Origin of the sequence: Oceanobacter sp. 4_MG-2023, assembly GCF_030689165.1 — a bacterium.
GTDB lineage: Bacteria > Pseudomonadota > Gammaproteobacteria > Pseudomonadales > Oceanobacteraceae > Oceanobacter.
In genome coordinates this window covers 119,056-132,757 of record NZ_JAUYVV010000007.1, presented here as the reverse complement: position 1 = coordinate 132,757, position 13,702 = coordinate 119,056, and the positions used below count along the sequence as shown (strand labels likewise).

Here is a 13,702-nt window from a genome sequence, read left to right as displayed (position 1 = left end):
CTACAACCAAACGCCGGTGGTGGTCATTAATTATCAGGATCAGTTGCAGCTGGGGTCATTTGAGTATGCCCTGCGCTCACTATTTGATCTCTGAAAAACTCGATCTGTCTGCTTTCACCTGCTTTACAAGAATAATAGCGAAGGTCGCCCCGTTTATGATCCGGCCATTCTACTGAAGGATATCCTGTTTGCTAATTCTAAAGGCATCACCTCCAGCCGTGAAATTCAGTGGTGCTGCGAAACCAATATCATCTTTAAAGCCCTGTCCTGCGATATTGTTCTGTACGTCACCAGCTTGAGAAGCAAAACCAAAGTACAGTGATAATGGGATACCCTGATAACCCGCATCGGCAACACTCCGTCTTTTGTCGCCATGCAGTAGCTTGTCTGCTGACGTCAGGCCAGAACATTCGCGACGGGTTTTGCACTTTTGGTTCTGATTCCAGTTCAACGAAGTCATCTGGGTCATGGTCAATCGTTCTGCTGAGTGATCAGGTGATTATCGATGACTAAGGAGAGTTTTCCGGGAGTCCTTGGTTGAGGGCTTCAAGGTTGGCGTTGCAACTGATTGCGCCTGTTTCCAGTCAAGCAAGGCCACTCCCGCATCAATCCCAGGTAACGAGCGCTGTCATCTATCTGACTCCAAATCGCAACATGAACGTCAAGGGCTGGCCATCGGGTTGTCATCGGTCAACGGCTTAATCCGGCTGATGAGATTTGTTGCGGAGAGACCATGGCCCTGACTCGTCGGGAGTTCCTGTTGGACAGCGCCAGTACCAGCCTGTTTGCCCCGGTAGTCAAGCCGGGTGGGAAACGTACGCCTTACCCGTTCCAGCATGGCATCGCCAGTGGCGATCCGCTGACCGATCAGGTCTTGCTGTGGACGCGTATCACGACGACCGGGAGTGCGTTTGGTATTTCCTATCGCTGGCTGATAACCACGGACCCGCAGCTGCAGCAGGTCGTGCAGGAAGGAACCGGTTTTACCGATGCCAGCCGTGATTTTACCGTCAAGGTGGATGTTGGCGGTTTGCAACCGGCCACTACTTATTATTACACCTTCGAGGCCGACGGCCATTACTCCGATGTCGGCCGCACCCGAACCTTGCCGGAAGGGTCGGTGGCGCATTTACGTATTGCCTACACCTCGTGCTCCAACTTTGCCAAAGGTTATTTCAATGTGTATCGGGAGCTGGCGCAGCGGGCCGATCTCGATGCCATTTTGCACCTGGGCGATTATATCTATGAATACGCTGATCTTGACGATTGTCTGCACAGTGGCCGTATTAACGTGCCTTTGCATGAGACTCGTTCGTTGCAGGATTATCGCCAGCGCCACGCCTGTTACAAGCAGGACAAGGACTTGCAGGAGGTGCATCGCCAGCATCCGTTTCTGGTGATTTGGGATGACCATGAAGTGGCCAATAATGCCTGGACGGGTGGGGCCGACAACCACGATATCGAGAGCGAGGGCGACTGGCGTTCACGTCTGAGTGGTGCGGTGCAGGCGTATCTGGAGTGGATGCCGATCCGTGAACCGTCGCAACCGGAGATGGGGATCTATCGCAGCTTCCGGTTTGGGGATCTGGTCGACCTGAGCATGCTGGACACCCGGCTGGCCGGGCGTGATGCCCAGGCCGAGTCGATGGAAGAGCGCAACTTGCCCGGTCGTACGTTGTTGGGTTACTCCCAGGAAGAGTGGCTCTACACCAATCTCGCCAACGCCCAGCAACAGGGAGTGACCTGGAAGCTGAGTGGTCAGCAAGTCATGGTGGCCCAGCTGGGCACCAATGATATGCCCTTCAATTACGACCAGTGGGATGGCTATCCTGCTGCCCGTCAACGCCTGTTTGATGCCGTCAGTCAGGCCAATGTCGATAACTGGGTGGTGCTCACCGGGGATATTCATTCATCCTGGGCGTTTGAGTTGTATCAGAATCCGTTTGCGGCGGAGACGGGCAAACCACTGGGGGTGGAGTTTGTGACACCGGCAGTCACTTCGCCGGGTATCGAGAGTTATGCCCAGGCGCAGATGGCCGCTGCCTCGCTGGAAGCCCTGCTGCCGCATCTGGCGTTTGTGAATTTTTACTTCCGCGGTTATGTGTTGCTGGACATTACCCACGACCGTCTGCAAGCGGAATGGTGGGTGGTCGATAATATCGATAGCCATCGCTACAGCAGCGATTGCCTGCGGGCATTGCAAGTGCCACAAGGCAGTAACCAGTTACAACCGGCGCAGGGGATTACCCAGGCCAAGGCTGCGCAGCCTCTGGCACCGGCCTTTGCCGATGATCTGGCCTTTTTGCGCCACTGGAAACAGCGCTACAACCACCTGGATGGTGTGCTGGCGAACCATACCGAGCGTGGGGCACTCTGATCCAGAACGGTATCACCTTGTTGGCACTCACTGGCACAAATGCTTGTTGAGCGCTTGCGCCGAGTGTAAGAGCCGCCTCAGAATACAGGTCTTCTTCACACAGGATGTCCATCATGGATTCACTTTTCTCGCTGGTTTTTTCGGTCGAAGCTATTGTCTTGGTGTTTGTGCTGGTACTGGTGCGCAGCAGCATTAAATTTGTACCGCAAAACCGGGCCTGGCTGATTGAGCGATTTGGCAAATACCACTCCACCAAAGAGGCTGGCCTTAACTTTATTGTGCCCTTTATCGATCGGGTAGCCGCCGACCGCAGCCTCAAGGAACAAGCGCAGGATGTCCCCAGCCAGTCGGCGATTACCCGCGACAACATTACCCTGAGCGTTGATGGCGTGTTGTATTTCCGGGTACTGGATCCGTACAAGGCGACTTACGGCGTCGATAACTATGTGTTTGCCGTGACTCAGCTGGCGCAAACCACCATGCGTTCCGAGTTGGGCAAGATGGAGCTCGACCGCACCTTTGAAGAGCGCAGCTTGCTGAACATCAATATTGTGACCTCCATTAACGAAGCTGCCGAGCCTTGGGGTATCCAGGTACTGCGTTACGAAATCAAGGATATTGTGCCGCCGCAATCGGTGATGCAGTCGATGGAAGCGCAGATGAAAGCCGAGCGGGTCAAGCGTGCCCAGATTCTGGAATCCGAAGGGGATCGCCAGTCAGCCATTAACGTGGCCGAGGGTGAGAAGCAGGCACGGGTACTGGCGGCAGAAGCCGACAAGGCAGAACAGATGCTGCAGGCCGAAGGTGAAGCCCAGGCCATAGTGGCTGTGGCGCGCGCCCGTGCCATGGCATTAAAAATGGTTGGTGATATTGCCAATACCGAGGATGGCCAAAAAGCGATCCAGCTGGAGCTGGCTTCCAAGGCCATTGAGGCCAAGCACGCCATTGCCAAGGAATCGTCTGTTGTCTTGCTGCCCGATAGCGGCACCGATGCCAGCAGCATGGTGGCAACGGCCACTACGATTATCAACAGCCTGAACAAGGGCTAGCAAATACCGCGTCGGCGTCAGGCATCTTGTGCCTGACGGCTTTTGCCGCCACCATCCCCACTTATCACCAATACCACTAATATCACTAATATCACTAATATCACCAATCAGATGCTGCCATGACCACTGCTGTAATTTACCTTGCCGGGCCAGAAGTATTTTTAGCCGATGCTGTCGAACTGGGAATGGCCAAGAAAGCCTTGTGCCAGCGTTACGGTTTTATCGGCCTGTTTCCGCTGGATGCGGAAGTCCAGAGTCCGGACCCCGATGAATTACCCTGGGCGATCAGCCGAGGCAACGAAGCGCTGATCCGGCAAGCGGATATCCTGATTGCCAACCTGACGCCTTTCCGTGGTCCCAGTGCCGATGTGGGCACGGTATACGAGCTGGGTCTGGCGCGCGGGCTGGGAAAACGGCTGTCAGGCTACAGCAATGATCCTGCCTCTTTTCTGGCTCGCAGCTGGTCGCAATTTGGCCCTGCCGGACAGCCAGTCCCAGGCCCGGAGGGCGATATTCGTGATCGGGACGGATTAAAAATAGAAGAATTTGGTCTGCACGATAACCTGATGATCGAGGGTGGCATCCGTCAGTCAGCCGGGACGTTTATCAGTCACGCCGCCAGCGAGGCGACACGTTATACCGACCTGACGGCATTTGAACGTTTGTTGCAGCAGCTGGCGTGACCACCTTGCTCGCCTTAATCACCCTATTACAAGGAAACTCATCATGAGCTACCTGTTGTCACACCTTCCCCAGGCTTTGCTGGTGGCGGGGATTCTGGCTTTGATCGTTGAAGTCGCCATCCTGGGTTTTGCCTCGCTGGTGCTGTTTTTTCTGGGCTTGTCGCTGGTGGTATCGGGCTTGCTGATGCTGGTTGGTCTGCTGCCGGAAACGCCGACTTCGGCGTTATGGAGTAATGCCGCGCTGACTTGCGGCTTTGCCCTGGCATTGTGGCGGCCCTTGAAGCGATTACAAAACGAACAGCAAATCACCCCGGTCAACAGCGACTTTGCCCGTGATGCGTTTGTGCTGGAGCAGGATGTGGATCTCAGCGGCAACAGCAGCCATCGTTATTCCGGCATTGACTGGAAACTCAAAAGCCAACAGCCGCTGGCGGCCGGAACCACCGTCAAGGTGATACGGGTGGATGTCGGGGTGTTGTGGGTTGAGGCATTGGAGCAGGATGCTTGAGCCTGTCCAGAGCGGCAGCGTCTGACACCGGGCCTGGCAGTACAACGATCAACAGCACGGCACCCGACGGCCCGGCATCCGACAACACAGGGTTTGACGCAGATGGTTTCTGGCTGACAGGGCAGTGCTTCGATGATCAGCCCTTGGCCACCCTGTGGTCTCACTGGTGTGAGCGTCGCGATGGAGTGTCGTTGGTTGTGTCGCTCGACCGGGGCGAGATCTTGGTTGACGGACATCGCTGCCACGATGCCTCGTTGGTATTAAGGGCAGGGCAAGGGTTTGCCTTCTGGTTGCCCGGGCATCAGGAAGGCCCGGCCGATACGGGCTGGCAATTGCTGTGGCAAAGCCATGAGTTGATGGCGGTGCACAAGCCTCCCGGCTTGGCGGTGTCTCGTACCACCCGCAATACCTACGATACCTTGATCAATCTGGTGCGCCGTCAAAGTCCGGCGACCGAAGCACACTTGCTGCACCGGCTGGATGCGGAGACATCGGGTATTCTGGTCCTGGCCAAGCATTCCGCCGCCAACAAACGTTGGAAAAAACGCTTTGACCGTCTGCTGCAACGCAAGTGTTATCTGGCGCTGGTGTATGGCCAGCCGGATTGGCAGCAGCTGGATTTTGAATGTTATCTGGCGGAACGACGTGACAGCCCCATTCGTTGTCAGATGCACGTGGTGGACCCTGAGCAGGATCAGACTGCCTGCGTTGGTGCGGCCAAACTCAGTCGCACCCTGTTTCAGTGTCTGGCCAGTCAGGCCGGGATGACACTGGTGCAATGCGAATTAAAAAGCGGCCGTAAACACCAGTTGCGGGCGCAGCTGGCGGCATTGGGACATCCGATTGTGGCCGACAAGATTTACGCCCACGGCGGCCGCTATTATCTACAGCGCCTGCAGCAGGCGCTAACCCCGGCAGAGATTGCTGATTTGGGTGCATCCCATCATTTGTTACACGCCTGGCAGATTGAATTGAATGCTTATGGCCAGCGGTTCGATATTCAGGATGATCAGTTGTCGGAGCAGTGGCCAGCCTGGGTGCAGCAGTGGTTGAAGCGTACCCGGAGCCAACCGCCCCTCTGACATATGTTAGTCTTGGTTTCTGGATTAGTGGTTGTTTACTGACTCTGGCTGCGGGTGGTCTGGCGTCAGCGGGGTTGGAGGTTGTTGTTGAATATTCTGTTGGTTGAAGATGATCCCCAGCTCAGTCGGGATGTTGGACGTTATCTCAGCAAGGCTGGTTATGGTGTTGAGTATCTGGAGCGGGGGGACTGGGCTGCCCGGTATTTACAGGAGCATCAGGATGTTATCGGGTGTGTGGTACTCGACCTGGGTTTGCCCTATCTGTCGGGCCTGGAAGTACTGGCTGGCTGGCGTCGTCAAGGGATCAGCACACCGGTACTGATTCTGACTGCGCGCAACAGTTGGCAGGAGCGGGTTGATGGTTTGAATGCCGGGGCTGACGATTACCTTGGCAAGCCGTTCCAGAGTGAAGAGCTACTGGCGCGGCTCGAAGCATTACGGCGTCGGGTTGAGCAACAGGGGCAAATTCAGCTGGTGGTGGATGGTCTGATTCTGGATGAAACCAAACAGCAGGTCTCTGATGGTGCCGGCATGTGTGCAAGCCTGACCGCCACCGAGTTCGCCATGTTGCGTTTGTTGATGCAAAAAGCCGGGCAAATTGTCTCCAAGCAGCAGCTGCTGGATACAACCTACGACTGGCAAGAAGAAAAGAATGAAAATCTGGTGGAGGTCTATATCCGCCGCTTGCGCAAGAAAATCGGCCAGCAACGTATCCACACCTATCGGGGTCAGGGTTACTTGATGGGGAAACGCTAATGTGGTCCTTGTCGGCCCGGTTGTTCCGCTCTTTGCTGGTGGGGCAGTTGGTGATCATCGTACTGATTGCCACTGCCACGGCTATCGCGCTGTTTGTATCCGCTACCGATTATTTCAAAACCCGGCTGGAGCATGATCGAGACTTGTTGTTGCAGGAGATTCACTGGCACGACGACCGCATGGATATTGATGAACATATTTTACCGCCTATCTTTGTTGCCCTGGAATCCGGCCATTATTACCAGGTGAACTGGAATGGCCAGCAACTGAAGTCGCCTTCGTTGGGTGATCGGGCACTGGAAATGCAACGCCTGGCGGGAGAGACCTTGTGGAGCTGGCAGCAGGTCATACCGGAGCAAAACCTGTACGTGATGAGCCAGTCGCTGACGGTGGGGCAGCGGCAGGTAGAGCTGCAGATCGCAGAAGATTTCCTCCCTATTATGGACGTATTTGTACAGGCGTTTGTAACCTTGCTGCTGTTGCTGAGTGTACTGATGACGGCTATTTTTGTCTGGCAGCGCCGTCAGCTCAACGAGGCGTTATTGCCCTTTGAACAGATCCAGCAGCAATTGCGCCAGTTGGCACGGCAGGAACGGGATCACCTGGAAGCACCCGAAATGCAGGAGCTGGAACCTCTGGTGGATGAAATCAACCGGCTGGGTGAACGGACCCGCGAACGTTTGTTACGTGCTCGCATGGCCAGCGGTAATCTGTCGCATTCGTTAAAAACGCCGTTGGCGGTGTTAAACAATCGCCTCAACGATGTCGCCCGCGGTCAGCCGGAAGGGGACTGGCATATTTCTCTGCAGCAAATCGAACAGATGAACCATATGATCGATAATGAAATGAAACGGGCCAGAATCGCCGGGTTGATGAGTCGGGCACCGCAAATTGATCTGACGGAGCTGCTGCAGCAGCTTTGTCAAAGCATGGCCAAGTTGTATCCCGAGGTGATTATTCGCCAGCAATTACCAGCGGCGTTGCCTTTTCCCGGTGATCGGGAAGATATGTTTGAACTGTTGGGGAATCTGGTGGATAACGCCTGTAAATGGACCTCCACCACTGTTGACGTACAGGCCGCCGAAATTGATGGGCAATTGCAGCTGACGATTACCGACAATGGCCCCGGCGTTGCACCGGAGCAATTGACGGTATTGCATCAGCCTGGGGTTCGGGGGGATGAAAGTGGCCCGGGTTTCGGCTTGGGGCTGGCTATTGTGGCGGATATTGTTGAGCAGTATCAGGGCCGGATCCGGTTTGAAAACGGCGCTGAAGCTGGATTGATTGTCCGTCTGTCCTTGCCTCTTAATCCGGATTACCGCTGAGTCAGGCGACCACTGGCCAGCAGTGCTTGTACCCAATAGTGAATATCAAAACTACTGAACCTCTGGCGCAAATTCTCCAGGACTGCCTGGTATTGTGGCTCGCTCAGATGCAGGCTGATGAACGTACGGTTTTGTTTTCCCTGGATCTGCTCACTGATGGAAAGCTGGTCAAGGCGGTTGCTATGGCCCCAACCGGTCCAGGAGCTGAAGCCGGGTAATCCCTGTTGCAGTAACCAGTCGGTCACTACATCGGCCTGTCGGGGTGGCAGTGACAGGGTCAGCAAGGTGTGTGGTTGTGTGTTGGTCTCGGTTGCACTCATTGGGTGGCCTCCAGAATAAAACGGCGATAAAGCAGTGGCAGAACATACAGGGTCAGTAGCGTCGATGTGACCAGACCGCCGATAACTACAATGGCCAATGGCTTCTGGATTTCACTGCCCGGCCCAGTAGCAAATAACAACGGCAGCAAACCAACCGCACCGGTGCTGGCGGTCATCAATACCGGCCGCAGCCGTCCGGCTGCCGCCTCCAGAATCATCGCCAGTCCGCGCTGGCCCAGTGCCTGTAAATGCCGGAACTGATCAACCAGCACGACACCATTCATAACGGCAATACCTAACAAGGCAATAAAGCCGACAGATGCCGGTACCGATAAGTACTCGCCACTGAGCCAGAGCGCCAGCACTCCACCGATCAGGGCAAACGGGATATTACACAGGATCAGGAGAGCCTCGTTGATGCGGCCAAAGGTGGTAAACAGCACCAGTAAAACCAGTGCAATGGCTACCGGAACCATGACTGCCAGACGAGTATTGGCCCGTTGCTGGTTTTCAAATTCACCTCCCCAGTTGAGGTAGTAGCCGCCGGGCAGGTCGATGTGTTGGCTGACAGCCAGTTGTGCGGCGGCGACATAGTCGCTGAGGGCGATGCCTTCGACATTGACGGTGACGACAGCAAAACGCTGACCATTTTCCCGTTTCACCAACACCGGGCCGGGTGTTTCGGTGGCGTTGACCAGTTCCGCCAGCGGTACGGCATCACCCGCGGGAGTGACCAACCAGTGTTCGTTCAGCAGGGCACTGATTTGTGCCGGGCGGGAATGGCGGAGCAGCAAGGGTACTTGCCTGTCCGGGTAAATCACTTCTCCAGCCCTGATACCTTCCAGAGCGGCCCGCAGAGATTGTTGGACTTCATTAACGGTCAATGCCAGTTGCTGGATACGGGTCGCATCCGGGGTAATGGTCAGATAGTGCATGCCATCCGCCTGGTTCAACATGACTTCTGCTGTACCTGGCAGGGATTTCATCAGGCTGGCAATGCGTTCGGAGACCGCTTGCAGTTGTGACAAGTCTGCACCAAACAACTTGATGGCCAGGTCGCCGCGAGAACCGGAAATCATCTCGGACACTCGCATATCAATCGGTTGGGTAAAGCCGTAGTTCAAACCGGGAAACTGTTCCAGAATGGTACGAATCTGTTCTCTCAGCTCTGCCTTGCTATTGGCTTGCCATTGTTCGACGGGCTTGAGCTGCAAAAACATATCGGTCTCGTTGAGTCCCATCGGGTCCATGCCAAGATCGTCAGAACCGGCGCGGGCAACAATGCGCTGGATATCCGGCACCGCTGCCAGCAAGGCTTTTTCGACCTGGGTATCAATGGCCAGCGAAGCCTCCAGATTGATGGTCGGAATTTTTTCCAGCTGTACGATCAGGTCTCCTTCATCCATCTCAGGCATAAATGCTTTACCGGTCTGAGTGAAAGCCACCAGACTGGCCACCACGGCCAGAGCCAGCCCTGTGAGCATTGGCCATGGGTTGGCTAACGTCCGTTCGAGTGAGCGGCGATAGGCCGACTGCAAGCCAGATACCCATCGCGGGGTGGTTACCTTGTCGGCCTGGATCAGCCAGCTGGTCAGTACCGGAATCAGGGTCAGGGATACCAGTAAACTGCTTGCCAGGGCGAACATAATGGTCAGCGCCACCGGAGCAAACAGCTTGCCTTCCAGACCTTGCAAGGTCACCAGTGGTGAAAACACCAGCAGGATAATCAGAGTGCCGGACACAATGGGGACAGCCACTTCGTGAATCGCCCGGAAGATCACATTCAGGCGGGGCAAACCGGCATGACTGGTTTGCAAGCGGGTTACGGTGTTTTCAACCACCACAACGGAGCCATCGACCAGCATACCAATGGCAATCGCCAGTCCGCCGAGACTCATCAGGTTGGCGCTCATGCCGAGTTTGTCCATGATGATAAACGTCATCAGCGCTGACATTGGCAGGTTCACAGCCACTACCAGTGCCGTACGGACATTACCAATAAACAGACCGAGCAAAACAATCACCAGTACTACGGCGATCCATAACGCTTCGGTGACAGTACCAACGGCCCGCTGGGTCAGGTTGCTGCGGTCGTAAAAGACCCCAATCTCCATTCCGGCTGGCAGGTTGAGGGTGTCGAGAGCTTGCTGGACTCCCTGGATTACTTGGCGGGCATTGGCATTTTTTAAAGCCACGACCAGAGCTTCGACAGTTTCGCCCTGACCACTGTCGGTAACACCGCCATAGCGGGTCAGGCTATCGAGCTGGACAGTGGCAACGTCACTGAGGCGTACCGGGCTGCCGTTACGATAGACCAGGACGCGATTCGCGAGGTCATCCCGCGTGGTGATGCGGCCGGTGCTACTGACCAGAATGGCTTCTTCGCCGTCTTCCAGCCGTCCGGCGCCGTCATTGCGGTTGTTCTGTTGCAGAAAGTGTTGCAAGTCGGCCAGAGTCAGATCGGCCTGTGCCAGGGCTGCCATATCGGGAATCACAGCCCAGGCTTCAACCTTGCCACCCAGGGCATTGATATCGGCGACACCGGGTACCGTGCGCAACAAGGGCCGGATTTGCCAGTCGAGAATACGGCGTTTTTCGGCCAGCGACTGTGGCCCGTCGAGGGTAAACATATACAGTTCGCCCAATGGGGTGCTCATGGGGGCAATTCCGCCACTGATGTCGGCTGGCAGCTCAGGCCAGACAGCGGCCAGGCGTTCGGATACCTGCTGGCGTGCCCAGTAAATATCGGTGCCATCGGCAAAGTCGACGGTAATATCGGTCAGGCCGTATTTTACGACGGAACGCAGGATCGACTGGTTTGGAATACCGAGTAATTCAACTTCGATCTTGCGGGTCACGCGGGTTTCCAGCTCTTCTGGCGGTAATCCCGGAGCCTTGAGGATGATCTTGACCTGGGTTGGAGATATTTCCGGAAAGGCGTCAATCCTCAGGTTCTGATAGCTGACTACCCCTGCGGCCAAGATGCCGAAACTGATCACCAGAATCAGTATCCGCTGCATCAGAACCGTTTGAATCCAGTGCGACAGCATTATTTGTCCTCCTCACTACTGGCTTGCCAATAAGACATCAGGGCCGCCGTGCCGCGGGTAGCCAGTGTTGGCTGCCGGGGCAAGGTCGCGGCCGGGATTAGCAAGTAGCCGCCGCCTTCGGCGATGGGTTTGACCGCCAGCGGTTTGATCTCATGATGCTGTTGTAGGAATACCCAGGATTGGCCCTGAGCCCGGACTCGGGCAGAGGCAGGAATCGCCCAGCCGGACTGCGCCGACGGAATGGTGACTTGCCAGCGTTGTCCGGGAACCGGTTGTCCTGTTTGTAGTTGCAGCCAGACCTGTTGCTGACCCGTGATGCTGATGCCTTGCTCAATACGCTGCACTGTTGCGGTGTGGGTGTCGGTCACGCTGGGGTCGTCGGAGCCGACAGGACGTACCGCTAACGACTGTCCAGGCTGTAACTGTTGGGCCAGCCGGATCGGTACCTCAACCAGAATCGCCAGGGCGCTGTCTGGCCAGAATTCCGCCAGACTTGTGCCCGGGCTGGCGATTTGCCCTGTCTGTTGATTCAGCCGGATCAACCAGCCTGAGCTGCGGCTGTTAAGGGTAAACTCGGCGTCGTGAGTGTTCAGCCATGCGGATGGCAAATGGGTCAGCACCTGTTGGTTGCTGCTGACGCTGTCGCTCAGTTGCTGGCATTCGAGGGATTTTTCTTCGATATCAAGGCGGGTGCTCAGGCCGCTGCGCTGGCGATCTTGCAGATAGGTCAGTCGCTGTTGGCACAGCCGGGCGGTTTGTTGCTGGCGTTGATGATTCTGGATAAACGCCTGTATTTCGTGGCTGTGCAGTTGTAAGAGCGGCTGACCGGCATTGAGATGCTGGCCGGAGGGTTGTAGCCACTGCTCGATCCGGGTTTCGAATGGCATTATCAGTTGCAGGCGCTGGTGGTCACTGACAGCGGTACTGCCAGGCAACACCGCCAGTGGCAGTTGGGCCTGGGTTGTCAGGGTGCTGAATTCGACCCCGAGTCGTTGCTGTTCGGTGCTATCGAGAGGTAATGCCTCGGCCCGATACGTTAGCAGCGGCAGGGCGAGGATACTGGTCAGGGTAACGATCAGTGTGGCGGATGCCAGATTAACCTGCTGTTGTGGTGTGTTGTCCACTCGGCAGTGTGCGGATTGATCTTGGCTCGAATGGCCAGACAACATATTCAAAAACGTCATTGTGGTATCACCCCCTGAAGTTGGTTCCAGTCACTGATGGCTTGTTGGTAAGTAAGGCGGGCTTCGTCAGCCTGTTGCTGCAGTTGCCAGATACTGTTTTGCACCTGTAGCCAGGCCAGCCCTGACAGTTGCCCTTGCTGCCAGGCCCGGTACTGGGCGTTGTACTGCTGGCTGGCGTCGGCGCTCAATTGCTGCAGCTCGGCTACCCGTTGAGCCAGAGCGGGTAACTGGCTGGCCAGCACCTGTTGCTGGCGTTGTAGTTGTTGGCGAACATCCCGTTCGGCCCGCTGTTGTTGTGCCACTTCACGCCATTGCGCCCGTTGGCTCTGGTAACCATCGCTGCCCAGAGGCAGGCTGAGTCCCAGCACAAGCAAATCACTGGTGGGGGTATCCGAGGTCGCGGCAAGATGCTTGACGCCTACAGAGACACTGGGTGTCAGTGCCTGTTGATGGCTGAGAGACTGGTTAAGCAGTGCGTATTGGCGTTGCTCTATCTGGAAACGCAGCAGCGGGTGTTGCTCCAGTGGTTGTGCCGCAGCGGCGGAAAACTGCCAATCGTCCGGCAGATCTTCCTGGCCTGTCCACTGGCGAAACTGGATGGATAAGTCGTGTTGCTGGCTTTGCAAGGTTAGCTGGCTGGCTTTTAATTGCTGCAAGGTTTGCTGCAAGGGCAGGCGATCCGCGGCCGGGCGTTCACCTTGACGAATCAGCAATTGCAACCAGTCGAGTTGCTGGGTCATTGCGCTCAGACGCTTGGTATTTCGCTGTTGCTGTAGCGATAGCTGTTGCCATTGCCACCACCAGTGTTGTAATCGCCCCGACCAAAGCCAGCGTTGATAGTCCCGTTCCGTGTGGATCAATCGGGCTGAGGTCTGGTTGAGTTGGCTGCGGGTGTGATATTGGTTGGGTTTGCTGAGTGTTGCACTCAGGCTTAACTGCCATTCGGAACCGATAGCGGCGGCCGGATCTCCCTGGGTGTAATCGACAGCCAGCTCTGGCGCACTGGTTAACCAGTCTGGGCGACGTTGTTGATACAGTGTTTGCGTGGCGCGCAGGGCCTGTTGCTCTGGAGTGGCTTGCCAGCTGGCTTCCAGTGCGGCGGTAAATGAAGGGGTGGCGTCAGCTTGGCTGGTGGCGGCTGTTAGTAGCAGCAGATACAGCAGCTGTCGTACGGCCTTTGGGCAGGCTGAGCGGCCAGCTGCTTGCTCTGGTTGGGGTTGCCTGATCATGGCGGAATCTCCTTGATTGATCACAAGAGATTACAAGGGGAGGCTGAACTGAAACTGAATATCACCGGAGGGGCGGCAAATCTGGGAGGCAATAGGGGTGAAAAGGTCACCGGCGGCATCATCACCGGCAGATATCCGT

12 protein-coding genes are annotated in these 13,702 nt (G+C 56.1%); 8 read left to right on the top strand and 4 right to left on the bottom strand.

Annotation, left to right across the window (positions count from 1 at the left end):
* The first annotated feature begins 118 nt into the window (after positions 1-118).
* From Q8W24_RS07385 to Q8W24_RS07350, 8 genes are all read left to right on the top strand, one after another.
* Positions 119-322 (top strand): transposase, encoded by a 204-nt coding sequence (locus Q8W24_RS07385; RefSeq protein WP_370693314.1) that lies wholly within the window; start codon positions 119-121, stop codon positions 320-322.
* Positions 323-733: 411 nt separating this feature from the next.
* Entirely contained in the window at positions 734-2,377 is a 1,644-nt protein-coding gene (locus Q8W24_RS07380) for an alkaline phosphatase (RefSeq protein WP_305474908.1), read from the top strand.
* 113 nt (positions 2,378-2,490) lie between these two features.
* On the top strand, positions 2,491-3,426 hold the full coding sequence (locus tag Q8W24_RS07375; RefSeq protein WP_303433093.1) for a stomatin-like protein: 936 nt from the start codon (positions 2,491-2,493) through the stop codon (positions 3,424-3,426).
* A gap of 119 nt (positions 3,427-3,545) precedes the next feature.
* A complete protein-coding gene (locus Q8W24_RS07370; RefSeq protein WP_305414782.1) occupies positions 3,546-4,109 on the top strand; it encodes a nucleoside 2-deoxyribosyltransferase in 564 nt (187 codons plus the stop codon).
* Positions 4,110-4,152: 43 nt separating this feature from the next.
* On the top strand, positions 4,153-4,617 hold the full coding sequence (locus tag Q8W24_RS07365) for an NfeD family protein (RefSeq protein WP_303433095.1): 465 nt from the start codon (positions 4,153-4,155) through the stop codon (positions 4,615-4,617).
* Positions 4,614-5,699 carry an RluA family pseudouridine synthase gene (locus Q8W24_RS07360; protein WP_305474906.1) on the top strand — a complete coding sequence of 362 codons (1,086 nt, stop codon included), beginning with the start codon at positions 4,614-4,616 and terminating at the stop codon, positions 5,697-5,699. The genes Q8W24_RS07365 and Q8W24_RS07360 overlap by 4 nt, the downstream gene beginning before the upstream one ends.
* Before the next feature lie 87 nt (positions 5,700-5,786).
* A complete protein-coding gene (locus tag Q8W24_RS07355; protein ID WP_305474904.1) occupies positions 5,787-6,455 on the top strand; it encodes a response regulator transcription factor in 669 nt (222 codons plus the stop codon).
* The gene (locus tag Q8W24_RS07350; RefSeq protein ID WP_305474902.1) at positions 6,455-7,780 is read left to right on the top strand and encodes a sensor histidine kinase; all 1,326 of its coding nucleotides are present in this window, start codon (positions 6,455-6,457) and stop codon (positions 7,778-7,780) included. The genes Q8W24_RS07355 and Q8W24_RS07350 overlap by 1 nt, the downstream gene beginning before the upstream one ends.
* Here Q8W24_RS07350 and Q8W24_RS07345 read toward each other — a convergent pair.
* The 4 genes from Q8W24_RS07345 to Q8W24_RS07330 are packed head-to-tail and all read right to left on the bottom strand — an operon-like array spanning position 7,771 to position 13,563.
* A complete protein-coding gene (locus Q8W24_RS07345; protein WP_303433101.1) occupies positions 7,771-8,100 on the bottom strand; it encodes a DUF3240 family protein in 330 nt (109 codons plus the stop codon). The genes Q8W24_RS07350 and Q8W24_RS07345 overlap by 10 nt on opposite strands.
* A complete protein-coding gene (locus Q8W24_RS07340) occupies positions 8,097-11,150 on the bottom strand; it encodes an efflux RND transporter permease subunit (RefSeq protein WP_305474901.1) in 3,054 nt (1,017 codons plus the stop codon). Before Q8W24_RS07340 ends, Q8W24_RS07345 begins: the two co-directional genes overlap by 4 nt.
* Positions 11,150-12,334 (bottom strand): efflux RND transporter periplasmic adaptor subunit, encoded by a 1,185-nt coding sequence (locus Q8W24_RS07335; protein ID WP_305414778.1) that lies wholly within the window; start codon positions 12,332-12,334, stop codon positions 11,150-11,152. The genes Q8W24_RS07340 and Q8W24_RS07335 overlap by 1 nt, the downstream gene beginning before the upstream one ends.
* Positions 12,331-13,563: a hypothetical protein gene (locus tag Q8W24_RS07330; RefSeq protein ID WP_305474899.1), complete on the bottom strand. Its 1,233-nt coding sequence runs from the start codon at positions 13,561-13,563 to the stop codon at positions 12,331-12,333. The genes Q8W24_RS07335 and Q8W24_RS07330 overlap by 4 nt, the downstream gene beginning before the upstream one ends.
* Positions 13,564-13,702: the final 139 nt, after the last annotated feature.

Coding starts and splice junctions, on each gene's coding strand:
- Q8W24_RS07380 (WP_305474908.1), top strand. CDS start 734: ATGGCCCTGACTCGTCGGGAGTTCCTGTTGGACAGCGCCAGTACCAGC.
- Q8W24_RS07375 (WP_303433093.1), top strand. CDS start 2,491: ATGGATTCACTTTTCTCGCTGGTTTTTTCGGTCGAAGCTATTGTCTTG.
- Q8W24_RS07370 (WP_305414782.1), top strand. CDS start 3,546: ATGACCACTGCTGTAATTTACCTTGCCGGGCCAGAAGTATTTTTAGCC.
- Q8W24_RS07365 (WP_303433095.1), top strand. CDS start 4,153: ATGAGCTACCTGTTGTCACACCTTCCCCAGGCTTTGCTGGTGGCGGGG.
- Q8W24_RS07350 (WP_305474902.1), top strand. CDS start 6,455: ATGTGGTCCTTGTCGGCCCGGTTGTTCCGCTCTTTGCTGGTGGGGCAG.
- Q8W24_RS07345 (WP_303433101.1), bottom strand. CDS start 8,100: ATGAGTGCAACCGAGACCAACACACAACCACACACCTTGCTGACCCTG.
- Q8W24_RS07340 (WP_305474901.1), bottom strand. CDS start 11,150: ATGCTGTCGCACTGGATTCAAACGGTTCTGATGCAGCGGATACTGATT.
- Q8W24_RS07335 (WP_305414778.1), bottom strand. CDS start 12,334: ATGACGTTTTTGAATATGTTGTCTGGCCATTCGAGCCAAGATCAATCC.
- Q8W24_RS07330 (WP_305474899.1), bottom strand. CDS start 13,563: ATGATCAGGCAACCCCAACCAGAGCAAGCAGCTGGCCGCTCAGCCTGC.